Here is a 23,172-nt window from a genome sequence, read left to right as displayed (position 1 = left end):
GGCGGGGTTTTCTTTTTTTATGATGTGTCAGTATCCCATCCTGTCACCTTGCAGCACAGAATGTCATACTAAAAGACTATCTGACGGAACGACTGAAATTCAGACAGTACTCAATTTAGTATAAATTCTTGTTAACCAAACCCATCCTTACGTATTTTTTTCTACAGACTGTACAATAGATCACCATCTGCGTTCCGCTCTTTCCACGCATCCGGATAGCACAACTAACCTTTATCTTTGTCTTGTCCCCGTTCTGATATTTGTTATATAATACTTATCCTACGTTCATCCTACGTTCATGAACGTAGGATGAACGTAGGATAAGCATTATATAAACGGCATCTGAGTAAATATCGGTAAACAAAATTTTCCACCCCGGAAATGTATGGTGGTAAGAAGAAAGGGCACATATATAACACCCCTGTCCAAAAACAAAAACCGTCTCGTGAGACGAGACGGCTTTATGTAATTACGGTAGAAAACTTACTGAACAAAAATGCACTTTTCCAAAAGGTCAAAATTGGTTTGATGAGGTGCAAAAATCGATGGCTTTACTCTTTTTTTGCCCAGTAAGCTCTCTCCATGGTCAAATCTGATAAGGAAGCTTATAAGGAAGATCGGGATAGATATCTGCCGATCGTGATACAAAGAAACACCAATATTCCGGGGAGTGTTTTTGTATTCGGGAAAAGTAATGATCAAATCGGGAAAAGAAACGCGACACTCAATTCGCCACCAGCCCACCTTTAACACAACAAACTGTATGTCAATCATATAAAATAAAAAAGCCCGATCGTTTCCGATCAGGCTTCCAATTATATTTTGTGCATGCTTATTATCTCAGCAGAAGCTCACATGGCTTCAGACCAGTGTGCTTTTTAAAAGCAGTGGAGAAATGCGAAATACAGGAATACCCCATCAGGATCGCCACCTCAGAAACAGACATTCCTCTTTCATATAGCAGACTTTTCGCCTTTTCCATACGCTCTTTCTGGAAATAGTCATAGATCGTAGTGCCGTACATCGCCTTGAAACCTTTCTTCAGGTAACATTCGTTCATCGCAACACGACGGGCCAGATCACGGATGGTGATCGGTGCATCCAGCTGTTCCAGTAAGATATCTCTTGCTTTTTCGATTTTTTCACGGTCTTCCAGCTGTGTCAGAAAACGGCAACCATAACGGTCATCCGTATCATTCTGTACAAACTGATCAGAGCTGAACAGTAACAGTTCCAGCGCCTTACTTTGCAGGAAGATATTCTTCAGGGCACCATCATAATTATGATGTACCATCTGTTCCAGCACCTCTTTGGACTTAGTGCTCGGTTGAATCGTCTTCACAAAAGGTTTGCGGGACTGCATGTCAAAAAGGGTAGAGTTGGTAGACCCTTTTTGTAAAGATTGTATGAAAGAAGGCTGGAACCTTACAGTGATCATATCAATAGACGGCGACTTCTGTACACAGTTGTCCTTATGTCCACCGGCACATACCTGATCCGTACAACCCGGATTCTGGCAATATTTATTACCAGCAACGCAATAGCGTAACTCTATGGCAGCAGTCTGACCACGCTTGGCAGGTTGATATACCACCATGGCAATATCTTCTACCGGCAACGGACGATCATACGTAAACCGTTGCAATGTAAAGTCGAGGCAGTCCGGCACCGCTACGGCGTCGTTTTCTGCCAACTGCAGCTGATCGCTCATCGCGGGCTGCCTGATAGCCAATGCTAATATATCCTGTACCTCTTTCACGCCTTGCATTTGTTAAATCCGTCACAAAAATAGGCATTCAAAATTTATTCAAAAACGTTTTGACATTCAGGTTACAATAGCAACCCCTTCAAAATGATGCCTCAATTAATATAAACAAATACAATACAACCACTTATGATTTATTGATGAACATCAATATTTTTTATTTGCAGTAGAAAAAACACACTCGCTTTCTATTTTCTACTACCCGGTATAGGGACAATGGTATGAATTTCGTTTATATTGTATATAATGCAGAAAAGATCCTTTTTCAAGAATATATGGGTAAAGATCCTTCTTAGTTTCGTGTTGCTGATAGCACTGATACTGGGGGCCGCATGGTACATCGGACACCGCTGGAACAGACAGATTCAGTGGCAGCTCCGGTCATACATCATGGACATGTCTGACAGTCTGTATACATTGCGTTATGCAAACATGAACCTGAACCCCATCACAGGTAGCCTCAGCCTCGAAAAAGTAAGCCTGATCAGAGATCCGGACGTATATAAACGTCTACAACAGGAACAAAAAGCGCCGAAGCTGATCTACAGTTTTACCGCTGACAGAATATCCCTGAGCTATTTCCGGGTATGGCGCTATTTTATGAAAAAAGAACTCAGCGCAGGATCACTGGTTTTTGAAAATCCGATCGTCCTGATGGAGTATAATACTACCAATAAGGACACATCTGCACCTAAAAATGCCTATCAGAACATCTCCTCTAAGATAAAGTCGCTTTATCTGGGTGATCTCCGCTTTGATCATACTAATCTGAAATACACAGTCATAAAGCCTGACAGCGGACTGGTCATGACGCATCTGGAAGACCTGCGCATTCAGGTAAAGGATTTCCTGATCGACTCCATGGCTCTGGAAGATCCTACGCGTTTCCTGTATGCCCGGAATTATGAGTTCGGGTTGAAAGAATACCGCTACCGCACCCCGGATAGCCTCTACTGGATGCATGTAAAGGATGTTGTATATAGTGCTGAGGAACAGACATTAAGGATCGGACAGTTTGCCGTAGAACCACGCTATGCCAGAGCAGCATTCGACATCAGGGCTAAAACACAACGTGACCGCTTTGATGTAAAACTCAACAATATCGAACTGGCGCAATTACAACCACGGATGCTGTTGGAGAATCAGGTAATATGGGCTAATAAACTCACCATTGGCAGTGCCGACCTGGATATTTATCATAACAGGAAGCTACCGGACGGTCCGGGTAACAAACTGGGAGGATACCCCAACCAGTTGTTCAAAAGACTGGCTGTACCTATATATATAGATACAATGATCGGGAAGAAGACTGAACTGACCTATACGGAGATTAGTCCTAAATCAGAAGAAGCCGGCAGACTCAGTTTCAAACATGTCCATGGTACCTTCCGGAATATCACCAATATAGATAGCATGGTGGCTAAAAATGCGCATATCACTGCGGATATTAATGCCATTTTGATGAATAGTGGCAAACTGAGGGCGCATTTTGACTTTTCTATGAAAGACAGCAGCGGTGCATTCGGTGTATCCGGGCAACTGAAAGACATGGACGGCAGGGAACTGAATCCTGTGCTGAAACCTTTGGGAATGGTGGAAATCAAGTCCTGCCAGATTCAGGAACTTACCTTCAGCATGTCCGGCAATGAAAGAAGGGCTTCCGGACAGGTAAAATTCCTTTACAGCAATCTGAAAGTGAATATTTTAAAGAAAAAAGACGGTTCCCACGAATTTAAAAAGAAGGGGCTGATGAGCTTTCTGGCCAACGCACTGGTGATCAAAGACGCCAACCCGGACAAGGGAGAAACCCGCCTGGCGCACCCCCGGTATGAAAGGGATATTACAAAGTCCTTCTTTAATCTGGTCTGGAAGACCTTGTTTACGGGAATTAAAGAGACTGCACTGGGAGAAAATTCCCCTATCTGATTTAAGATGCCAAAATGTGGATATCAACGATTCAAAAACCATGTGTTAAATATGGAAATAAGCCTCATTTTTCGTATTTTTGCACAATTCACGAGGATTCAAATCTAAACACATTTTACACCCAAATATGAGCGAAGAATTAGTGCAAGCACCTACCCCTGCCAGCAATGGCTATGATGCGGGTAGCATACAGGTATTGGAAGGCCTGGAAGCGGTGCGCAAGCGCCCGGCCATGTATATCGGCGACATTGGTGTCAAAGGGCTGCATCACCTCGTATATGAGGTGGTGGACAACTCCATCGATGAAGCCCTTGCCGGTTACTGTAAAAATATCAGTGTAACTATCTGTGAAGATAACTCCATACTGGTAACAGATGACGGTCGTGGTATCCCAACCGGCATGCACCCTAAAGAAGGACGTTCCGCACTGGAGGTAGTAATGACAGTGTTACACGCTGGTGGTAAATTTGATAAAAACACATATAAAGTATCCGGTGGTCTGCACGGGGTGGGTGTGAGCTGCGTAAACGCACTCAGTGACAAACTCCATGTAACCGTTCGCCGCGAAGGAAAATTATTCGAGCAGGAATACCAGCGTGGTGTACCGCAATACGCGGTTCGCGAGATCGGTGTCTCTGAATCAACCGGTACGACCGTTCATTTTAAACCAGACAACGAGATCTTCAAGGAAACCATCTACAATCGTGAGATCCTTGCCGGCCGTCTGCGTGAACTGGCTTATCTGAACCGTAAGATCAAAATCACCCTGACTGACGACCGTGAAAAGGACGAAGCAGGTAATTCAATCACTGAAACTTTCTACAGCGAAGGCGGTATCATCGAATTCGTACAGATGCTGGATCGTAACGGCCGTCGTAATGGTCTGCTGCCTGATCCTATCTTCATCGAAGCACACGATGCAAGCAGCAACGTGGCAGTTGAAGTAGCAGTGATCTATAACGACTCTTTCAGTGAGAATATCTTCTCCTACGTTAATAACATCAACACGATCGAAGGTGGTACACACGTAGCAGGCTTCCGCCGTGCTATTACCCGTATCTTCAAGAGCTATGGTGATAAGAACAAAATGTTCGAAAAAACCAAGATCGAAGTAACAGGTGATGACTTCCGTGAAGGTCTGAGCGCCATCATCAGCGTAAAAGTACCAGAACCACAGTTCGAAGGCCAGACCAAGACCAAACTTGGTAACTCCGATGTAATGGGGGTTGTGGACAGCTCCGTAGCAGCCGTATTGGATGCTTATCTGGAAGAACATCCACGCGAGGCGAAGATCATTATCAATAAAGTAGTACTGGCAGCACAGGCGCGTGAAGCCGCGCGTAAGGCACGCCAGATGGTACAACGTAAGAGTGTACTGAGCGGAAGCGGCTTACCCGGTAAACTGGCTGACTGCTCTGAAAATGATCCTGAAAAATGTGAACTGTACCTGGTAGAGGGTGACTCCGCAGGTGGTACGGCTAAACAGGGACGTAACCGTAGCTTCCAGGCGATCCTGCCACTCAGAGGTAAAATCCTGAACGTGGAGAAAGCCATGGAGCATAAGATATACGAGAATGAGGAAATCAAAAACATCTTTACTGCACTCGGTGTAACCATCGGTACTGAAGAAGATGATAAAGCCCTCAACCTCTCTAAACTGCGCTATCACAAGCTGATCATCATGACGGATGCTGACGTGGATGGTAGTCACATTGCAACACTGATCCTGACCTTTATCTTCCGTTATATGAAGGCAATGGTTGAACAGGGTTATGTGTACATCGCACAACCACCACTGTACCTTGTTAAAAAGAGCAAGGAGCAGATCTACGCATGGACAGAAGAAGATCGTAAAGCAGCAATCGCGAAGATCGCAGGCGGTAAAGAAGACAGCGTAACCATCCAGCGTTATAAAGGTCTTGGTGAGATGAACGCAGAACAGCTGTGGGAAACTACCATGAACCCGGACAACCGTACCCTGAAACAGGTAACGATTGAAAGTGCGGCAGAAGCTGATCGCGTATTCAGTATGCTGATGGGAGATGAAGTTCCACCAAGAAGGGAATTCATCGAATCGCATGCGAAGTATGCAAAGATTGACGCATAAAATTTGAAGTATTTACTCACAATACAAAAGCCCTGGTCAATGCAGACCGGGGCTTTTACTTTTTATACCCATTTCTTCGCCGCTTTGTTTCTCTCTCATTCCCAGCCAGTTCTCATTTTATTGCATCATACCTGTTAAAAAACTTATAAATAATTTATTTAATTTATTAGAAAGTAGCTAATTTGCACTCCTATTTATCACTATACCTGAAGAAACTACCTATCCTATGAAACTCTATTCCCTGCTGGGATTCCTGTGCCTTTGCCTTATCACTTTCGCATCCTGCCAGAAAGATAAGGCTGTACTGGCATCTGGTTCCTGTGAATTCAAATTTGATGGTGCTTCCTACTCAGCTAATACCGCATACGGTGAAGTGTTTGACACTACTGTGGTAGGTAAAAAGGTGTTAATGATACAAGGACTGACCAGTAATCTGAACAGTGCTATCATTATGACTGTGATCTTCCCTGATTCACTGAAAACAGGCACTTATACCAATACTGAAAAGGCAAGTGTTATTTTCACTTCTTCTTTATCTGGTTCTGATACCTACGAAAGCAAAACAGCGACAATAAAAATTACAAGCATAAATAGTAAGTATGCCGAAGGCACATTCGACGGCATTTTAAACAATGGTGAATCAGAAAAGCCATTAACGGACGGAAAGTTTAAAGTAAATATTAATTGATCATCGTTTTTTTGAAATCTTTTTCCATCGTGTCCCGCCTTTCAAGGCGGGACTTTTTTTTGGTTAATATCCGTCTATAGATAGTCAAGAATCATAAAAAGGTTAGCCCCCTTCCAATATTACATTTGGGTACATGTCATTTTAAGTCATTTGCGCAGATGACGGGATCAGTTATTTAGAGGGGAAATCACAAAAACCAATATCTAATCTCGTTGTATGAAAAGAAACGTATTTCACCTGCTGGCGTTGCTTGCGGGACTGCTGATCTATTCCTCAGCAATAGCACAAACAAGGGGAATAGATGGAACGGTGACCGATGAAAAAAAGCAGCCGATCAGCTTCGCCTCCGTCATCATCAAAGGCACTTCAAAAGGGACAACTACTGCGCAGGATGGCTCGTTTAAACTGGAAGTATCCCCCAATGCAATACTTATTATCCGCGCTGTCGGATATAACCTAAAGGAGATTCCTATCAGTGGTGAACAACACTTCAACATTACACTGACAGAAAACGCCAGTGATCTGAATGAAGTAGTGGTGACCGCATTGGGTGTAAAGAAGGAAAAAAGGAATCTTACATTCAGTGCACAGGAAGTAAAAAGTGACGAAATATTACGCGCAAAAGAACCAAATGTGTTAAACTCACTAACCGGAAAAGTAGCAGGGGTACAGATCACCAGCTCATCTGGTATGCCGGGTAGTTCTGCACGTATAGTCATCCGCGGTATTACCTCCATTTCAGGAGAAAATCAGGCATTGTTTGTTATGGATGGTGTACCTATCAATAATGACGAAAGTGGTGGTACCTATAACGGTGGTTCAGGTACTAACAGACTGGCCGATATTGACCCTGCTACCATTGAAAGTATTAACGTATTAAAAGGTGCTGCCGCTACCGCTTTATACGGTTCGGCCGGTGCACGCGGCGTCGTACTGGTTACTACCAAAAAAGGAGCTGCCGGTCGCAAACCAGTGGTGACATTATCATCCGGTTTATCTTTTGAAAGAACCATTTTCCCTGATCGCCAATACCTCTATGCACAGGGCGATAAAGGCGTATTCTATGACGGAGAAACCATGAAAAGCAGTACCTCATGGGGACCGCGCATGGATACCTTAACGGTGAACGGACAAAAAATAAAACCACACAACCCATTGGAAGAATTCTTCCGGACAGGCGTAACTTCCAATAGTACAGTCAGTGTATCAGGTGGTGGTGCTACATCCAATTATTTCATGTCTTATTCCTACTTTGATCAGAAGGGAACTATTCCGGTTACTTCGTACAAACGTCACAGTGTATTCACCAAATACAACACACAGATCATAGATAAATTAAACGCTACTTTTCAGTTGACATACAGTACCGCCAACAACAAAAAAGTACCGGAAGGATACGGGCTGGAATCTCCACTATGGACGATCTTCACAGCACCTGTATCTTATGATCTGAAACCGGCACTGAATCCAGATGGCTCACAGCGTCTCTATCGTTACAGCCGTAATAATCCTTACTGGGTATTGGACAATATATTGAATACAACTGTTGTCAACAGATTCCTGCCGGTATTTACTTTTGTATATACACCGTTTGAATGGCTATCCGTCACTGAACGTGCCGGCGCAGATATCTACACCGATCAGCAGACCTATCACGTCAATACAAATGATATTACTTACGCGACAGGATTGACGTATTACAACAACAAAAACTTCCGGCAGTTTAACCATGATTTCATTGTTCAGCTGAGACAACAATTCAACAACACAAATGTCAGTCTCCTGTTAGGTAACAATGTCTATTCAGAACACGGCGACTTCATGACAGCATTAGGTCTGGGGTTGGCAAAACCGGGCTATTATAACATGGCCAGTGCTTCTTCCATCACTTATACCGGCACAGAATATCTGAGAAGAAAAACAGGCTTCTATGCGCAGGCAGAAGTGGATTACAACCGCATGCTGGTATTGTCTCTGACAGGAAGATATGATGGTAGCTCTGTATTATCTTCCGAAAACAGATATTACCCCTATGGCTCTGTAGCAGGTGGATTCATCTTTTCAGAATTATTCAAAGACAAACTGAAAGAAGTGATCAATTTTGGTAAAATAAGAGCCTCTTTCGCATCTGTGGGTAATGACAACGTGAAAACATATGCCACCACTACTCCATACTATCAGGCTACCATTTATGGAGACGTCAGCAGCAATCTCACTTTCCCTTATAACGGCCAGAATGGTTTCCTGATCAGTTCTTCACTAGGCAACCCGAATCTGAAAAACGAATTGCAGAAAGAGTATGAACTGGGACTGGAAATGAAAATGTTTAAAAGCAGGATCGGGTTGGAAGCCTCTTACTTTAACAGACGTATGACGCAGGGTATTGTTGAAAACATCTCACTGGCCAATTCTACAGGTTATGCCAGCACAACGATCAACTCTGCGAAGATGTCTACCAAAGGTGTAGAAGTATTATTGAATTTAACACCTGTTGTTACCAAAGACTTCAGCTGGGATGTTACCATCAACTACACAAAACTGAAACAGCAAGTAGAAGAAATCAGTCCTGATCTGGATCAGACGAGTATCGGCAGTATTTATGCCAAAAAAGGAGAGCCATGGGGATTGATCTTCGGTACGAAATATGCCCGTACAGCAGATGGGCAGTTACGCATCAATGAAGCGGGATTACCTTACGCCTCCGGCGAATTTGACGTAGTAGGAAATATCACTCCTGACTGGATAGGAGGTATCACCAATCAGTTCCGCTACAAACAATTCAATTTAAGCTTCTTTTTCGACACCAAACAAGGCGGTGATATACTGAACTCAGATGATGGATATGGGCTCTATTATGGTAGCTCAAAACAAACAGAAAAGCGGGAGGACAGAGTCGTACCTGGCGTCAGTGATGCAAACAATGCGCCTAATAAACAGGTAGTGACAGGACAGGCGTATTTCCAGCAGATCAGTGGTATTACAGAAGCATTTATTCAGAATGCATCCTATATCAAACTACGTAACGTGAGCCTTTCCTATACTTTCAGAAAAGGCGCTACAGGACGCATTCCATTCAAAGATGCTTCTATCGTACTGACAGGCCGGAATCTGTGGATACATAAAGACAAAACATTTACCGGTGGAGACCCCGAGGTAAACTCATGGGGCGCCGGTAATGGCGGATTGGGCGTCTATACTTTCTCCGCGCCGACAGCCCGTTCATTTGACTGCACATTAAAATTCACGTTCTAGTAAACTACGCAACATGAAAAGACCATTCACAATTATAGCATTGCTGGCGGGTATAACACTGTCTGCCTGCAGCAAGTACCTTGATGTCAACCAGAATCCAAACGTGCCTTCTGATGTGTCAGAATCGCTTTTACTGGCACCACTCGAAGCAGGTGTCTCCCAATATATAGCCGCAGGGAATGCCGCCACACTGGTAAATCAGTGGATGCAGAACTGTGTGCCTAATCAGCCGATGCCCAATACAGCCAATTACATGGTGACCAGTTCGAATTTCGACGACTTCTGGAATTCATTCTATGTTGTTGTGCTGAACAACGTTACTATATTGGATAAGCAGGCCAGTGCCAATGGTAATCTTAAATACGCGGGCATCGCCAAAGTATTAAAAGCCTATACATTAGGCACTGCAACTGATCTGTGGGGAGATATTCCCAATTCAACCGCTTTTGCCGGCACAGGCAATACCACACCGGCTTACGATAAACAGGAAGATGTTTACAAGAGCATACAATCATTACTTGACGAAGCCATCACACAATTGCAATCAGATGCAGGCAGCACACCCGGCACAGATGATTATTACTATGCCGGTGATATGAGCAAGTGGATAAAGATGGCGTATACGTTGAAAGCGCGGTATTATATGCACCTTACAAAAGCACCGGGATATGACGCAAAAACACAGGCTAATCTTGCACTGACGGCACTCAGCAACGGTATGAGCAGTAATGAGGATGACTGTGCATTCAGTTACAATGGTTCCTCCACTTCATCTAACGCGTGGTATCTGCATTTTTATAACACCTCTACATTAGTATTGTCATCACATTATGTAGACTCCCTGACGAAATATGCAGATCCCCGTCTGCCATATCTGGTGAGTAAAGCTGAGAATACCGGTAAATACAATGGCAATGTGATTGGTACCGGCGCCGGTGCATTACAGGACTTTTCTGTGGCCGGTAACTTCTATGGTGCTATCGGATCAAAGGTCTATATATTAAATGCAGCAGAAGCATTATTTCTGAAAGCAGAAGCCAACTATATCACTTCAGGTTATGACGCTGCTCAACCGGCATTCAGACAGGCTGTAGCTGGTAATATCCTTAAACTCGGCGTTGATACCAACAGCGCAGCCGCAAAGACTTTCTTATCTAAAAGGGGGGTACTGACTGCGAATAACGCTCTGCAACTGATTATTGAAGAAAAAGCGACCGCTAATTTCCTCTCTGTAGAAAATTATACAGACTGGAGACGTACGGGTTATCCGGCATTGAAAATGATCCCTAATAATACGGTTACAAGTCTGCCCCGCAGGTTCCTGTATCCTTTGAATGAGATCAGTGCCAATCCACAGGATTTACAAAAAGCAAAACTCACCGACAAAATATGGTGGGATAGCTGATATAGATGGATATGTAACAAAAATAAAGGGAGCAGCTGTCAAGCATGCTCCCTTTTTCTATTTATGCGACAGTAATTATTTGATGAAGAACACCGCTCTTACTTCTGCACGTACTTTTATTTTCTTGAAAGCAGCAGGATCTGCCACTGCATCAGCTGCCATTAAACGGGCATTAGAGAAAGCCACTGGCTGAACATCTGCATAGTTGTCAGTGTTGATTTCCTGTACTTCCAATACACCACCGATGTTGTCACCGATTGCTTCCAGCATATAGGTAGCTTTTGCTTTAGCAGCCTGTAAAGCTTTGGTTTTTACCTGTTTGCGGTAATCTTCCATTTTACTGTGTGTATAGCTGCTGATGTTTACGCTTTCAATACCTTCATCATCTACACCACCCAGAATGCTGTTTACTTTATCAAGGTTGCTCAGTTTAAGACGGTATTGTTTACGCGCCATGAAATCAGGATCTTTCTTTTTTTTAGTCCACCACTGGTCATAGTTAGTACCAAATACATTGGCAATAGTCAGATCACCGGCAGGGATACCAGCTTCTTTTACTGCTTTCTGTAACTGGAGTTCCAGTGTATTCATGTCTACTTTAGTTGTTTTATTTTTGAACTCGCGCAGGGAGATATCGAGGTATATCTCATCGGGAGTGATTTCGATCTCTGCGGAGCCTGTTACTTCAATTTTCTTAACAGGAGGCCTGTTGTCTGTCTGCTGTGCCTGACTGAAAGTTGCTACGAGTATTCCTGCCAGTAAAAACATTACCTTTTTCATACTGTTGTGATTTGATGTTAAAATGAATATTAGTTTCCGTTGTTTGCCTATATGATGCGATAAAATATCCCGATTCCATAAAGGGGTAAAAAAATATTTTCCCAGTATACCAGTGCTCAACACTTTATGATTAAAGATATATGGAGTATCTGCCTGTAACGTGTAAGTCGGGGATATGTTACACTGATTATTTTTTTTATTTTACTGACACAGTATTAGCCTATGACCAGAGCATTGTTGCTTATTGCAGGATTGTGCTGGCTTCTTTTTTTATCCCATACACCGGTACATGCTCAACTACAGACCCCATATATATTGAATGGGGCAGCGACACAACGGACATGTAATTGTTATGTGCTTACAGAAGATCAGGGTACTTCGAGCGGTACAGTATGGAATAAGAATAAGATCAGCCTGAATAATTCCTTTGATTATTATTTTGATGTAAACCTGGGTTGTAAAGATGAAAACGGTGCAGATGGGATCGGTTTTATTCTGCAAACGCAGGGAACAAACCTTGGGGCCACAGGTCAGGGCATAGGCTTTCAGAATATCAGACCTTCTCTCGGCGTTATTATAGATACCTGGCAGAATATGGATGATGGCGATCCTTACTACGATCACGTATCTATCCAGATCAACGGAGACATTTCACACAGCAGCGCCAATAATCTTGCAGGCCCTGTTACAGCGCTGGCAAACAACGATAACATTGAGGACTGTAACTGGCACATCTTTCATATTAAATGGGATGCGGCATCCAAACAACTGGAAGTGAGCATGGATGATTCTCTGCGTTTAAGTATACAGAAAGATCTCGTAGCAGAAGTGTTTGGCGGTGATCCGATGGTATTCTGGGGCTTTGGTGCTGCCACCGGCGGAGCGTCCAACAAACAACAGTTCTGTGCTGCATTACGTCCCCAGCTGGAATTTAACAGCAACCAACTTTTCTGTGATGGTTCCGCCATTGTCTTTGCAGACAACTCGAAATCATTTGGCAGTATCACGCGCTGGCGCTGGGATTTCGGAGATGGCACTACCGCTTCTGTACCCGATCCTCCACCACATCAATACGCCAAACCGGGTAAGTATCAGGTGAAACTGCTCATAGAAGATAACAGCGGCTGTGTATCTGATACGATGAAACAAGATATTACCATTGGCAGCTATCCTATCCCTGATTTCTCTTACGATTCCCTTTGTACAGGCCGCATTGTTAATATCACAGACCAGACAAAACTGGACGTGGGCACATTGCGTCAATGGGTATGGGATATGGGCAACGGTACTATTGCGACAACACAGACACCCGTATTCAGCTATGATAATACAGGCACATACACCATAAAATTGCAGGTGACCAGTTCTGAAGGTTGTGGTGCAGAGATCTCCAAAACTGTCAACGTATATACGACGCCAGAGATTGCCGCTGCAGGTGAAAGCGTGTGCATCGGAGAACCTGTTGCATTTACGGGAACAGATCTAACACCTGCTATTCCGCTGGCGCAGTGGTATTGGGATATGGGTAACGGACAAAAGCAGACAGTACAAAATATCGATTATATCTATCCGGAGGGAGGAGAATATGAAGCCTCTTTACATGTGCTCAGTACCAAAGGCTGCTTCTCGGATACGGCCTACATACCCGTAACCGTATCTGATATCAAACTGGATCTGGGAAATGATACACTCATTGCCCGTGGACAACCCTTACAGCTACAAGCCATTACCAGCGGTAATAACCTGCAATTCAGCTGGGCACCTGATAATGGCCTCACAGATCCTTATACCGCCAATCCGACGGCTATATTGAATAATGATCAGACATATTATCTGACAGTCACATCGCCGCAGGGCTGTATTGATATGGATACGATACACATTAAGGTATATGCCGGTCCGGACTTTTATGTCCCTACTGCATTCTCTCCGAATAATGATGGCTTAAACGATATTTTCAGAGCCATTTCTCCGGGTGTTGCAACACTGGATTTCTTCTGTGTGTGGAACAGATGGGGACAGGAGGTATTCCGCACGCAATCGCTTTCTACGGGCTGGGATGGTACCTATAAAGGGCAGCAGATGCCGGCAGGCACCTATGTATGGATGATACAGGGAACGGATTACAGAGGACAAATATTTAACAGGAGGGGAACGGTGACAATTGTAAGGTAACATCAGGATAAATAATATAAAAAAGGATGGCTCTTCAGTAGTGAAGAGCCATCCTTTTTTTATAGACCAATGCGGCGTTATTTCTCATTTCTTGCTTCTTCCATATTCTTCAGAAAATCGTGCAGGTCACTCATCGTCGCTATCTTATCTGCCACCAGCATAAAGTTCTTTCCTACCTGTCTGAGCTTTGCATTGTTCACTCTCGTTTGCAGATAAGTAAGAATATGATTGAAAGTCGGTGATTCGAAGTAAGGAGAATCAGGATTGTTGATGAAATAACAACGCAATTTTTCCTCTTTCAGCATCATTTTTTCGAATCCTAATTTGATCGCCATCCAACGACAACGAATCATACAGAACAAGTCTTTTACCGGCTCTGGTACCGGTCCGAAACGGTCCTGCATTTCTACTTCAAATGCCTGTAGTTTACTTTCAAGCGTGATATTATCAAGCTCCTGATAAAGGTTCAGACGCTCCTGTATACTTTCCACATAACTGTCAGGAATCAATATCTCCAGATCAGTATCGATGGTACAGTCACTGACGAAGTCTTTCTTCTCTTCCAGCTGATCTTTAAAGAGATCACGGAATTCATTCTGCTTCAACTCACGGATCGCTTCATCAAGGATCTTCTGATACATATCAAAGCCTATCTCTGCCATGAATCCGCTTTGTTCACCCCCTAAGAGATTACCTGCTCCACGGATATCAAGGTCACGCATTGCAATCTGGAATCCACTACCCAGCTCACTATGTTGTTCCAGTGTCTGCAGACGCTTGCGGCTATCGCCGGGCAATGTACTGATAGGAGGAGCCAGCAGATAACAGAATGCTTTTTTATTACTACGTCCTACACGTCCACGTAGCTGATGCAGATCACTCAATCCAAAGTGATGCGCATTGTTGATGATGATCGTATTGGCATTCGGAATATCCACACCGCTTTCTACGATATTAGTACACACCAGTACATCATATTTGCGATCGATAAAGTCGAGGATCACTTCTTCCAGCTGATGACCTTCCATCTGACCATGCGCAGTAGCAATAGAAAGATCAGGACACAGACCTTTGATCAGACTGCTCATTTCACCTAAACCTTTCACACGGTTGTATACAAAGTATACCTGTCCACCACGCTCTGTTTCGTAGTAAATCGCATCACGGATCAGATCATGATCAAAGACGTGTACTTCTGTTTCTATCGGCTGTCTGTTAGGCGGAGGAGTGTTGATCACTGACAGGTCTCTTGCACCCATTAATGAGAACTGCAAGGTTCTCGGTATAGGTGTTGCAGTTAGCGTCAATGTATCTACGTTTATCTTCAGCTGCTTCAGTTTTTCTTTTGCAGCTACACCGAATTTCTGTTCTTCATCGACCACCATTACGCCGAGGTCTTTAAACTTCACATCCTTACTCAGCAGGGCATGCGTACCGATGATAATATCGATCTTTCCTTCGGCCAGTCTTTGCAATGTTTCCTTCTTTTCTTTCGCCGATTTGAAACGGTTCAGATAATCGACTGTGCAGGGGAAATCTTTCAGACGTTCTGAGAAAGTCTTATAGTGCTGGAATGCAAGGATTGTAGTAGGCACCAGTACAGCAGCCTGTTTCCCATCAACGATAGACTTAAATGCGGCACGTACTGCAATTTCTGTTTTACCAAAACCAACATCACCACACACGAGGCGATCCATTGGAGCGGGCGACTGCATATCACGTTTTACGTCAGCAGTTGCTTTGCTCTGATCAGGTGTATCTTCGTACAGGAAAGATGCTTCCAGCTCTGTTTGCAGATAGGTATCCGGCGAGTGAGGGAACCCTGTCTGGGCCTTACGCGCAGCATACAACTGGATCAGATCTTTCGCAATATCCTTAACCTGTGTTTTTGCTTTTTCTTTCAGCTTATCCCATGCATCACTACCCAGTTTATTTACACGGGGTTCAACACCTTCTTTGCCGGAATACTTGCTGATCTTATGCAGGGAGTTGATGTTTACATACAAGAGGTCATTGTTCTTGTAGATAATACGGATAGCTTCCTGCATTTTACCACCGACTTCAATCTTCTGTAAACCACTATACACACCTACACCATGATCGATATGCGTTACGAAATCGCCTGCCTGCAGTTCACGCAGGGTTTTCATTGTAATCGCTTTGTTCTTGTTGTAGGCCTGTTTAACCTTGTATTTATGATAACGCTGGAAGATCTGGTGGTCAGTATAACACACCAGTTTCAGAGAATGATCGATAAAGCCATGGCTGACAGGAGAGGGGATCGGGAAGAAAGTAAAATCAGCTTTCAGATCTTCAAAGATGCTACGCAACCTTTCCAGCTGACGGGCATTTTCTGCGAAGATGAAAAGTGTGTATTTGTTTTTGTTGTGTGCATCGAGATCTTTGATCAACATTTCAAACTGTCTGTTAAAGACAGGTTGTTCCTGCGTTTCAAAGTTCAGTGGTGTGAAAGAACGATTGGTATCTGCCCACCACTGGCGATTGCCAAATACGATACAGTGTCTGCGCAGCAGATCCTGCATCATCGTATGTGCCTTTACAAAGTCAGCTTCTGCCAGTGCGATTGTATCGTCATCACCCACCTTCACCTGTTGGCCTGTCTGCAGGAAGGCATCCAGTCTTTCTTCCAGCTGAAGGATCACTTCCTGTACATAGCCGGGGTCTTTCATCCAGACGATGGTATTTTCAGGCAGGAAGTCCAGCAGGGAAGCTTTCTCGTGTTTCAGCCCCTGTGTATCCATATTGGCGATCAGCGTCACCTGATTCAGCTTACGTTCGCTCAATTGGCTTTCCGGATCAAACAGACGGATGGAGTCGATATCTTCTCCAAACAATTCAATACGGTACGGCTTTTCATTACCAAACGAGTAGATATCGAGGATACCTCCACGCAGGGCATATTGTCCCGGCTCATACACAAAGTCAGTGAACTCAAAGCCCCAGGTAACGAGTTTATTCAGCAGGTCATCTACCTTCAGTACGTCGCCAACTTTCAGCTGTACCATGTTGCCCGTATAAGCAACAGAAGCAGCTACCTTTTCCCAGAGTGCTTCGGGGTAGGTGACTAATACCTTTTTGTGTACGGCATTGCCGGAGAACTTCATCAGCGCCTCCGTGCGCAGCATACTATGACTACTGTTGATCTCGTTGAAGAAGCCGGCCTTTTTAAAAGAGTCCGGAAAGTAGAAGATGTCCAGCCCCTGGGTGATTGACTCCAGGTCATTATGAAAATAGGCGGCCTCTTCTCTATCATTGAGAATGAAAAGATGATTAACGGAATTCGCCATTTCCCAAGCTCCCGCAGCTACAAATGTGGTGGCACTTCCGGTTAATCCTGTTAATTGAAAATATTGTGGATCGGACAAATGTATCCCTTTCACCAGCTGTTGCAGGCGGGAGTCTCGCTGGTACAGTTGTAAAACAGCCTGTATATTCATGAGGGTTGCAAAGATACGGAATTACTGTTATCAGTCCATAAATGGTATACCTTATAGGGCCAGCCGCTTACGGACTAAATTGGTTATATTTAGTATAAATAAATTCCACACAAATGGCGGACCAATGGCATAAGGGACTGGTGACCCGTATCGTACAGGAAACCCATAACACACGCAGGTTCTGGATACAGATCCCCGAGCTGGAGCACTTCAGCTTCAAAGCCGGGCAGTTTGTCACCCTCGATCTTCCCATACACGAACAAAAGAACAAACGCTGGCGCAGCTACTCCATTGCCTCCCCACCGGATGGTACCAATACCATCGAACTGGTAATTGTATTACTGGAAGGAGGGGCAGGCACGAATTACCTCTTCAACCATATCAAGGAGGGGAGTGAGTTAATATTAAAAGGGCCGCTGGGACACTTTGTATTACCCGAGCAGCTGGATAAGGACCTGTTTTTTATCTGTACAGGCACCGGTATTGCTCCCTTCAGGGCTATGGCGCAGTATATAAAGGCGCATGACCTGCCCCATCCGCCTATTCATCTTATTTATGGATGCCGGCAGCAGTGTGATCTGCTTTATGCGGCAGAAATGTGGGACTTAGAGAGAGAATTGACGGATTTCCATTACACGCCTACACTTTCCAGAGATGACGACAAATGGACCGGCAGGAAAGGCTATGTACATCTTATTTATGAGGAGCTGGCACAGCATCAGCCGGCGCATTTCTTCCTGTGTGGCTGGAAAAACATGATAGATGAGGCCAAACACCGTATACTGGCACTGGGTTATGACAAACATGACATTCACCAGGAGTTATATGGCTAAAAGATATACTACAATAAGAAAGGCCGCATCCGGGGATGCGGCCTTTCTATAATTTATACTTATTTTCTATTCGTTGATCTTGTTCAGCACGAGCTCTTTCACCTTATCCATCGGGATTCTTTCCTGCTCCATGTTATCACGATAGCGGATAGTAACAGTACCATCTTCTTTAGTCTGGTGATCGATCGTTACACAGAATGGGGTACCGATAGCATCCTGACGACGGTAACGCCTACCGATGGCATCTTTCTCTTCATAGAAGCAATAGAAAGCTGATTTACAGCTGTCCATCAGTTCTTTTGCGATTTCCGGCAAACCATCCTTTTTGGTCAGCGGGAAAATTGCCAGCTGGACAGGAGCCAGTTTAGCAGGGAATTTCAACACCACACGGCTATCTTCTTTACCATCTTTAGTGAGATCCTGCTCTTCGTATGCGGCACAGATAGTCAACAGGAACATACGATCCAGACCGATAGAGGTTTCTATCACATAAGGGATGTAGTTCTGGTTAATTTCTGTATCGAAGTATTGTATTTTTTTCTTGCTGTATTCCTGATGGCTTTTCAGGTCAAAGTCTGTGCGGGAGTGAATGCCCTCTACTTCTTTGAAACCGATCGGGAATTCATACTCGATATCAACAGCTGCATCCGCATAATGCGCCAGCTTTACGTGATCGTGGTAACGGTAGCTTTCAGGAGATACGCCCAGACTAAGGTGCCATTTCAGACGCTCTTCCTTCCAGTAAGCATACCATTCTTTCTGCGTGCCAGGGCGGATGAAGAATTGCATTTCCATCTGCTCAAATTCACGCATACGGAAGATAAACTGACGGGCTACGATCTCATTACGGAAAGCTTTACCTGTTTGTGCGATACCAAAAGGTATTTTCATACGACCGGTTTTCTGCACATTCAGGAAGTTCACGAAGATACCCTGAGCTGTTTCCGGACGCAGGTAAATTTCACTCGCTTCATCGGTTACACTACCCAACTGAGTAGAGAACATCAGATTAAACTGACGCACGTCTGTCCAGTTTACGGTTTTACTTACAGAACAAGCAATTTTATTATCTTCTATCAGCTTCTTCAGACCTGCGAAGTCATTCTCTTTCAACAGATTATCCATCTGTTCCAGTAATGCTTTACCTGCTTCTTCAGAGAGGTTTTCTGCATGACCTTCAATCAGGTGGTCTACACGATAGCGTTTTTTACTGTCTTTATTATCGATCATCGGATCGCTGAAATTATCAACGTGACCAGATGCCTTCCAGGTAGTTGGATGCATAAAGATGGCAGCATCGATCCCCACGATATTCTCATGCATCTGGGTCATGCTTTTCCACCAATAGTCACGGATATTCTTTTTCAACTGTGCTCCGTTCTGGCCATAGTCATAGACTGCACTTAAGCCGTCATATATTTCACTGGACTGGAATACGAAGCCGTATTCTTTACAATGCGAGATAATCGCCTGGAATTTGTTCTGATCTGTAGCCATAGTGGCGCAAATATAATAAGGGTTTTCGGAATTAAAGGAGCCTGTTATTTACCTTTTTCATTGGTCACAGGGGCTGTTACCGGCAATTCGTCCGTCTCTACGGGCACTTCCTTCACATACACGGCATATTCATTGGGTCTGATCTTTCCGCCGAAATGCTGGACGTACACCTGCGTAAATTCCGCCCCAAAATACAGGATTATGGCCGAATAGTACACCCAAAGGAGGATAATGACGATAGACCCGGCCGCCCCATAGGCAGTCCCGACCTTACTCGATCCCAGATACATGCCGATCGCGAATTTCCCGATCATAAAGAGGATAGCGGTGGTGACAGCACCCACGATCACATGCTTCCACCTCACTTTTGCGTCAGGCAGCACTTTGAAGATAATCGCAAAGAGGAAACTGATGATCAGGAAGGTCAATGCCAGATTGATAATGTATACCAATACCATGGTCACCTGTGGGAACAGGATCGCCAGCTGTCGGCTGAACAGTTCTATGATACCGTTCATCGCCAGAGATACCATCAGAATGAATCCGAGGCTGACCACCATGGAGAAAGACAACAGACGGTTGAGCAGCATTTTCAACAGGCCATTCTTGGGCTTGGCTTTCAGCTGCCAGATGAAGTTGATAGAGTCCTGAATTTCGCCAAATACACTGGTAGCACCAATGATCAGGGTCACGATCCCGATTACAGTAGCCACCGTGGAATCTCCGGAAAGCGCCGCATTCTTGATCATCTGCTGTATCTGCAGGGCGGCCTCATTACCCACCATATCATTGATCTGCCCGTACACACTGCCTTCAATGGCTTCTTTCCCCAGAAATACGTCACACAAGGTGATGATCACAATGAGCATCGGCGCAATGGAAAAGATAGTGTAATAGGATAATGCTGCACTGAGCTTGAGCACCTTATCATCCATAAAGTCATTGACAGTCTGTTTCAGGATCTGCCAGTAGGTTATTACTATAGACGGGATCTTCATATGATTGCTTTAACAAAAAACCTGCCTTATTGCAGCTTCTCATTGTTCTTGTGCCGGTTGGCGTCACGGATGTTCTTTTTCTCAAAATTCTTCTCCAGTGCAGCAGTCATATCCACGCCTGTCTGATTGGCAATGCAAAGTAGCACCCACATTACGTCGGCCAGTTCATCGGCCAGTTCTTTCTTTTTATCAGATTCTTTACTGGACTGCTCCCCATATTGGCGGGCCATAATACGGGCAACTTCCCCTACTTCTTCGGTCAGAATAGCCATATTGGTCAGTTCGCTGAAATAGCGGACACCGACGGTCCTGATCCAGCCGTCAATCTGTTCCTGTGCTTCTTTGATAGTCATATTGCTGATTATTCTTTTGCTTTTGTGTCAATAATGATAGTAACGGGACCGTCGTTCAACAGATCTACCTTCATATCTGCACCAAAAATGCCGGTAGGGACCTTTTTCCCCAGATCCTGTTCTAACTGACTGATCATCTGTTCATACAGGGGTACTGCAATATCCGGTTTGCTGGCGCGGATATAGGAGGGGCGGTTTCCTTTTTTGGTGGCAGCATGCAGAGTGAACTGGCTGACAAGCAAGACATCTCCGTCCACTTCTTTCACCGAACGGTTCATTACACCTTCTTCGTCGTTAAAAATACGGAGGTTCACGATTTTATTACTCAGCCAGATAATATCTTCTGTATTATCGGCATCTTCAATACCCAATAATACCAGCAGCCCGGTATTGATATTACCTGTAATATTCCCGTCTACGGTCACGGATGCCCGGGACACGCGTTGTATAACTGCACGCATATGTGTAACAGATCAATTTATTGCGCCGGGAAATTAAAGAATTATGCGGTATGAGTGAAAATATCGCCGGTTTCCGGCTCCTGGATCTTCATGGTATCTTCCATTTCCAGTTTGGGACAGAAAAGCTCCAGTAACAGATAGTAATAGAGGTAAAGCAATGCCATGATCAGTATCAGGTGGCCGCTATTCGCAAATAATACGGTAATTACATTCAGAGACATTACCAGTCCTACAGCGGCTTTACCGGTACGCAAACGGGCATAGCCGATAATCTTGGCCAGATATAATGCACCGATAAGACCGATAACAGGCAGTCGCAATCCTGTGGGTTGTGTCAGCAGCATATAGATGTTAAAAACTGTAACCAGAATGCCTGCGGCAATCATAATATGCTGTGCTGATGTTCTGTCCTGTTGCATATAAGTGTTTGCGTGCTCAGATGCGGTGGCAGCTGTTTCTTTTGCAAAGAACAACCAGCTTACGGCACCGATATTGATTACCGGTACATAATGTAACAGCAAGGTCCAGAAGGAATATTTTCCGACGGTCAATGCCCGGCTGGTAACGACATTGCGCATCAATCCGGCCACTGCGTATAACAGGAGGATCATCCCCAGTGTAGAAAAGAGCATATATCCCGCCACTGGCAGTGGCTGCGGACCTTCTTCGAAAAACTGATAAATATTGGTATCCAATACACCGATTGCTCCTATATAGACAAAACACATAGACAGGAACAGGAAGAAATATTCCCATTTTGCAAGCGTCTGTACTTTTGACTGCAATAACATGCTGTAGAACTGCCTTTTATAACTGTTTTCTATCAGGAAGACAATCACATAGTAGCAGATGAAACAACAATATCCGACAGGCAGTGCGAGTGCTATTTTAGTATAGGAGGAGAACAGCGACAACACCGGCAGATCACGGGCCAGCTGCAGACTGTTTAATGGTATACCATCTTTAGGCATCAGAAAATAGATCAGGGCTCCCACCAGTGCAGCATTCAGTTTATCGCTCATACCTGCAAGATAAAACCGGGTAATAAAGATGAGCAGCAGTACAGCGAAGGTGTTAATCTTCTCCAGAAGAAATCTCATATCGAGATCAGTCCTTTGCATCAGTAACTTACTCAAACCTACCTGTATTGCGGCAGTTAACATTACCGCCATTGCTATTATAGCCGCATGCTTCCATTCCTTCTTTATCAACATTTCCCATACTGCTGTAATAAAGAGGGGCAATACCGTCATTAATGCGAATCCACCATATCTGATATATTCAAAATTGTCCTGACGGACAATGTTATTCAACATACAAAAGGCTGTGATCGACCATATCAGGAGTGCTGGTATCCAGCTTGTTTTCAGAACGCGTAATTGAATGGGTGTAAAAAGAGCCATATAGCACAGGATTAAGGGTGGGCGGCAAATAAAATCATTTACCTTTATTAAATTACGACAATCAATTATAA

15 protein-coding genes are annotated in these 23,172 nt (G+C 44.2%); 7 read left to right on the top strand and 8 right to left on the bottom strand.

The annotated features are described in order from the left end of the window. Positions 1-835: 835 nt before the first annotated feature. Positions 836-1,759, bottom strand: coding sequence for a helix-turn-helix domain-containing protein (locus FEF09_RS04435; RefSeq protein ID WP_186774190.1), 924 nt, complete (start codon positions 1,757-1,759; stop codon positions 836-838). A gap of 252 nt (positions 1,760-2,011) precedes the next feature. On the opposite strand from FEF09_RS04435, the gene FEF09_RS04430 reads away from it, so the two are divergent. The 5 genes from FEF09_RS04430 to FEF09_RS04410 all read left to right on the top strand — a co-directional run bounded on the left by FEF09_RS04430 (position 2,012) and on the right by FEF09_RS04410 (position 11,143). After that, entirely contained in the window at positions 2,012-3,691 is a 1,680-nt protein-coding gene (locus FEF09_RS04430; RefSeq protein ID WP_146303989.1) for a hypothetical protein, read from the top strand. A 127-nt stretch (positions 3,692-3,818) separates the two neighbouring features. Next, the gene (gyrB, locus tag FEF09_RS04425) at positions 3,819-5,798 is read left to right on the top strand and encodes a DNA topoisomerase (ATP-hydrolyzing) subunit B (protein WP_146303988.1); all 1,980 of its coding nucleotides are present in this window, start codon (positions 3,819-3,821) and stop codon (positions 5,796-5,798) included. A 226-nt stretch (positions 5,799-6,024) separates the two neighbouring features. Continuing rightward, positions 6,025-6,486, top strand: a complete 462-nt coding sequence (locus tag FEF09_RS04420) for a hypothetical protein (RefSeq protein WP_146303987.1) — start codon at positions 6,025-6,027, stop codon at positions 6,484-6,486. A 216-nt stretch (positions 6,487-6,702) separates the two neighbouring features. Beyond that, complete coding sequence (locus tag FEF09_RS04415) at positions 6,703-9,738, top strand: SusC/RagA family TonB-linked outer membrane protein (RefSeq protein ID WP_146303986.1); 3,036 nt, start codon at positions 6,703-6,705, stop codon at positions 9,736-9,738. 13 nt (positions 9,739-9,751) lie between these two features. Continuing rightward, positions 9,752-11,143, top strand: a complete 1,392-nt coding sequence (locus FEF09_RS04410) for a SusD/RagB family nutrient-binding outer membrane lipoprotein (RefSeq protein WP_146303985.1) — start codon at positions 9,752-9,754, stop codon at positions 11,141-11,143. Between the two features lie 75 nt (positions 11,144-11,218). On the opposite strand, the gene FEF09_RS04405 is transcribed toward FEF09_RS04410, so the two are convergent. Beyond that, positions 11,219-11,923 (bottom strand): SIMPL domain-containing protein, encoded by a 705-nt coding sequence (locus FEF09_RS04405; protein WP_146303984.1) that lies wholly within the window; start codon positions 11,921-11,923, stop codon positions 11,219-11,221. Positions 11,924-12,145: 222 nt separating this feature from the next. Here FEF09_RS04405 and FEF09_RS04400 point away from each other — a divergent pair, with 222 nt between their 5' ends. After that, positions 12,146-14,098 (top strand): lectin-like domain-containing protein, encoded by a 1,953-nt coding sequence (locus FEF09_RS04400; RefSeq protein ID WP_146303983.1) that lies wholly within the window; start codon positions 12,146-12,148, stop codon positions 14,096-14,098. A 77-nt stretch (positions 14,099-14,175) separates the two neighbouring features. On the opposite strand, the gene mfd is transcribed toward FEF09_RS04400, so the two are convergent. Next, the gene (gene mfd, locus FEF09_RS04395; RefSeq protein WP_146303982.1) at positions 14,176-17,556 is read right to left on the bottom strand and encodes a transcription-repair coupling factor; all 3,381 of its coding nucleotides are present in this window, start codon (positions 17,554-17,556) and stop codon (positions 14,176-14,178) included. Between the two features lie 113 nt (positions 17,557-17,669). Between mfd and FEF09_RS04390 the strand changes: the two genes are divergently transcribed. Then, positions 17,670-18,389: a ferredoxin--NADP reductase gene (locus FEF09_RS04390; RefSeq protein WP_146303981.1), complete on the top strand. Its 720-nt coding sequence runs from the start codon at positions 17,670-17,672 to the stop codon at positions 18,387-18,389. A gap of 66 nt (positions 18,390-18,455) precedes the next feature. Here the strand turns inward: FEF09_RS04390 and FEF09_RS04385 are convergent, their stop codons facing one another. The 5 genes from FEF09_RS04385 to FEF09_RS04365 are packed head-to-tail and all read right to left on the bottom strand — an operon-like array spanning position 18,456 to position 23,101. Further along, positions 18,456-19,886: a glycine--tRNA ligase gene (locus tag FEF09_RS04385; protein ID WP_146303980.1), complete on the bottom strand. Its 1,431-nt coding sequence runs from the start codon at positions 19,884-19,886 to the stop codon at positions 18,456-18,458. Between the two features lie 44 nt (positions 19,887-19,930). Further along, a complete protein-coding gene (locus FEF09_RS04380) occupies positions 19,931-20,884 on the bottom strand; it encodes a YihY/virulence factor BrkB family protein (RefSeq protein WP_146303979.1) in 954 nt (317 codons plus the stop codon). Between the two features lie 26 nt (positions 20,885-20,910). Then, positions 20,911-21,237, bottom strand: a complete 327-nt coding sequence (locus FEF09_RS04375) for a nucleotide pyrophosphohydrolase (protein WP_146303978.1) — start codon at positions 21,235-21,237, stop codon at positions 20,911-20,913. A gap of 8 nt (positions 21,238-21,245) precedes the next feature. Further along, positions 21,246-21,698 carry a D-aminoacyl-tRNA deacylase gene (gene dtd / locus FEF09_RS04370; RefSeq protein ID WP_146303977.1) on the bottom strand — a complete coding sequence of 151 codons (453 nt, stop codon included), beginning with the start codon at positions 21,696-21,698 and terminating at the stop codon, positions 21,246-21,248. A gap of 41 nt (positions 21,699-21,739) precedes the next feature. Then, positions 21,740-23,101, bottom strand: coding sequence for a hypothetical protein (locus FEF09_RS04365; protein ID WP_146303976.1), 1,362 nt, complete (start codon positions 23,099-23,101; stop codon positions 21,740-21,742). Positions 23,102-23,172: the final 71 nt, after the last annotated feature.

This window comes from Chitinophaga pinensis (assembly GCF_007896845.1).
In the GTDB taxonomy this organism is placed as follows: Bacteria; Bacteroidota; Bacteroidia; order Chitinophagales; family Chitinophagaceae; genus Chitinophaga; species Chitinophaga pinensis_C.
Note: the sequence above shows the minus strand (reverse complement) of the source record. Positions and strands in the feature narration are given on the sequence as shown.

Bases quoted from the DNA above. Each gene is read 5' to 3' on its own strand.
- FEF09_RS04405 (WP_146303984.1), bottom strand. From the start codon at position 11,923: ATGAAAAAGGTAATGTTTTTACTGGCAGGAATACTCGTAGCAACTTTC.
- FEF09_RS04390 (WP_146303981.1), top strand. From the start codon at position 17,670: ATGGCGGACCAATGGCATAAGGGACTGGTGACCCGTATCGTACAGGAA.
- FEF09_RS04430 (WP_146303989.1), top strand. From the start codon at position 2,012: ATGCAGAAAAGATCCTTTTTCAAGAATATATGGGTAAAGATCCTTCTT.
- FEF09_RS04375 (WP_146303978.1), bottom strand. From the start codon at position 21,237: ATGACTATCAAAGAAGCACAGGAACAGATTGACGGCTGGATCAGGACC.
- gyrB (WP_146303988.1), top strand. From the start codon at position 3,819: ATGAGCGAAGAATTAGTGCAAGCACCTACCCCTGCCAGCAATGGCTAT.
- FEF09_RS04380 (WP_146303979.1), bottom strand. From the start codon at position 20,884: ATGAAGATCCCGTCTATAGTAATAACCTACTGGCAGATCCTGAAACAG.
- mfd (WP_146303982.1), bottom strand. From the start codon at position 17,556: ATGAATATACAGGCTGTTTTACAACTGTACCAGCGAGACTCCCGCCTG.
- FEF09_RS04365 (WP_146303976.1), bottom strand. From the start codon at position 23,101: ATGGCTCTTTTTACACCCATTCAATTACGCGTTCTGAAAACAAGCTGG.
- FEF09_RS04400 (WP_146303983.1), top strand. From the start codon at position 12,146: ATGACCAGAGCATTGTTGCTTATTGCAGGATTGTGCTGGCTTCTTTTT.
- FEF09_RS04410 (WP_146303985.1), top strand. From the start codon at position 9,752: ATGAAAAGACCATTCACAATTATAGCATTGCTGGCGGGTATAACACTG.
- FEF09_RS04385 (WP_146303980.1), bottom strand. From the start codon at position 19,886: ATGGCTACAGATCAGAACAAATTCCAGGCGATTATCTCGCATTGTAAA.
- FEF09_RS04420 (WP_146303987.1), top strand. From the start codon at position 6,025: ATGAAACTCTATTCCCTGCTGGGATTCCTGTGCCTTTGCCTTATCACT.
- FEF09_RS04415 (WP_146303986.1), top strand. From the start codon at position 6,703: ATGAAAAGAAACGTATTTCACCTGCTGGCGTTGCTTGCGGGACTGCTG.
- dtd (WP_146303977.1), bottom strand. From the start codon at position 21,698: ATGCGTGCAGTTATACAACGCGTGTCCCGGGCATCCGTGACCGTAGAC.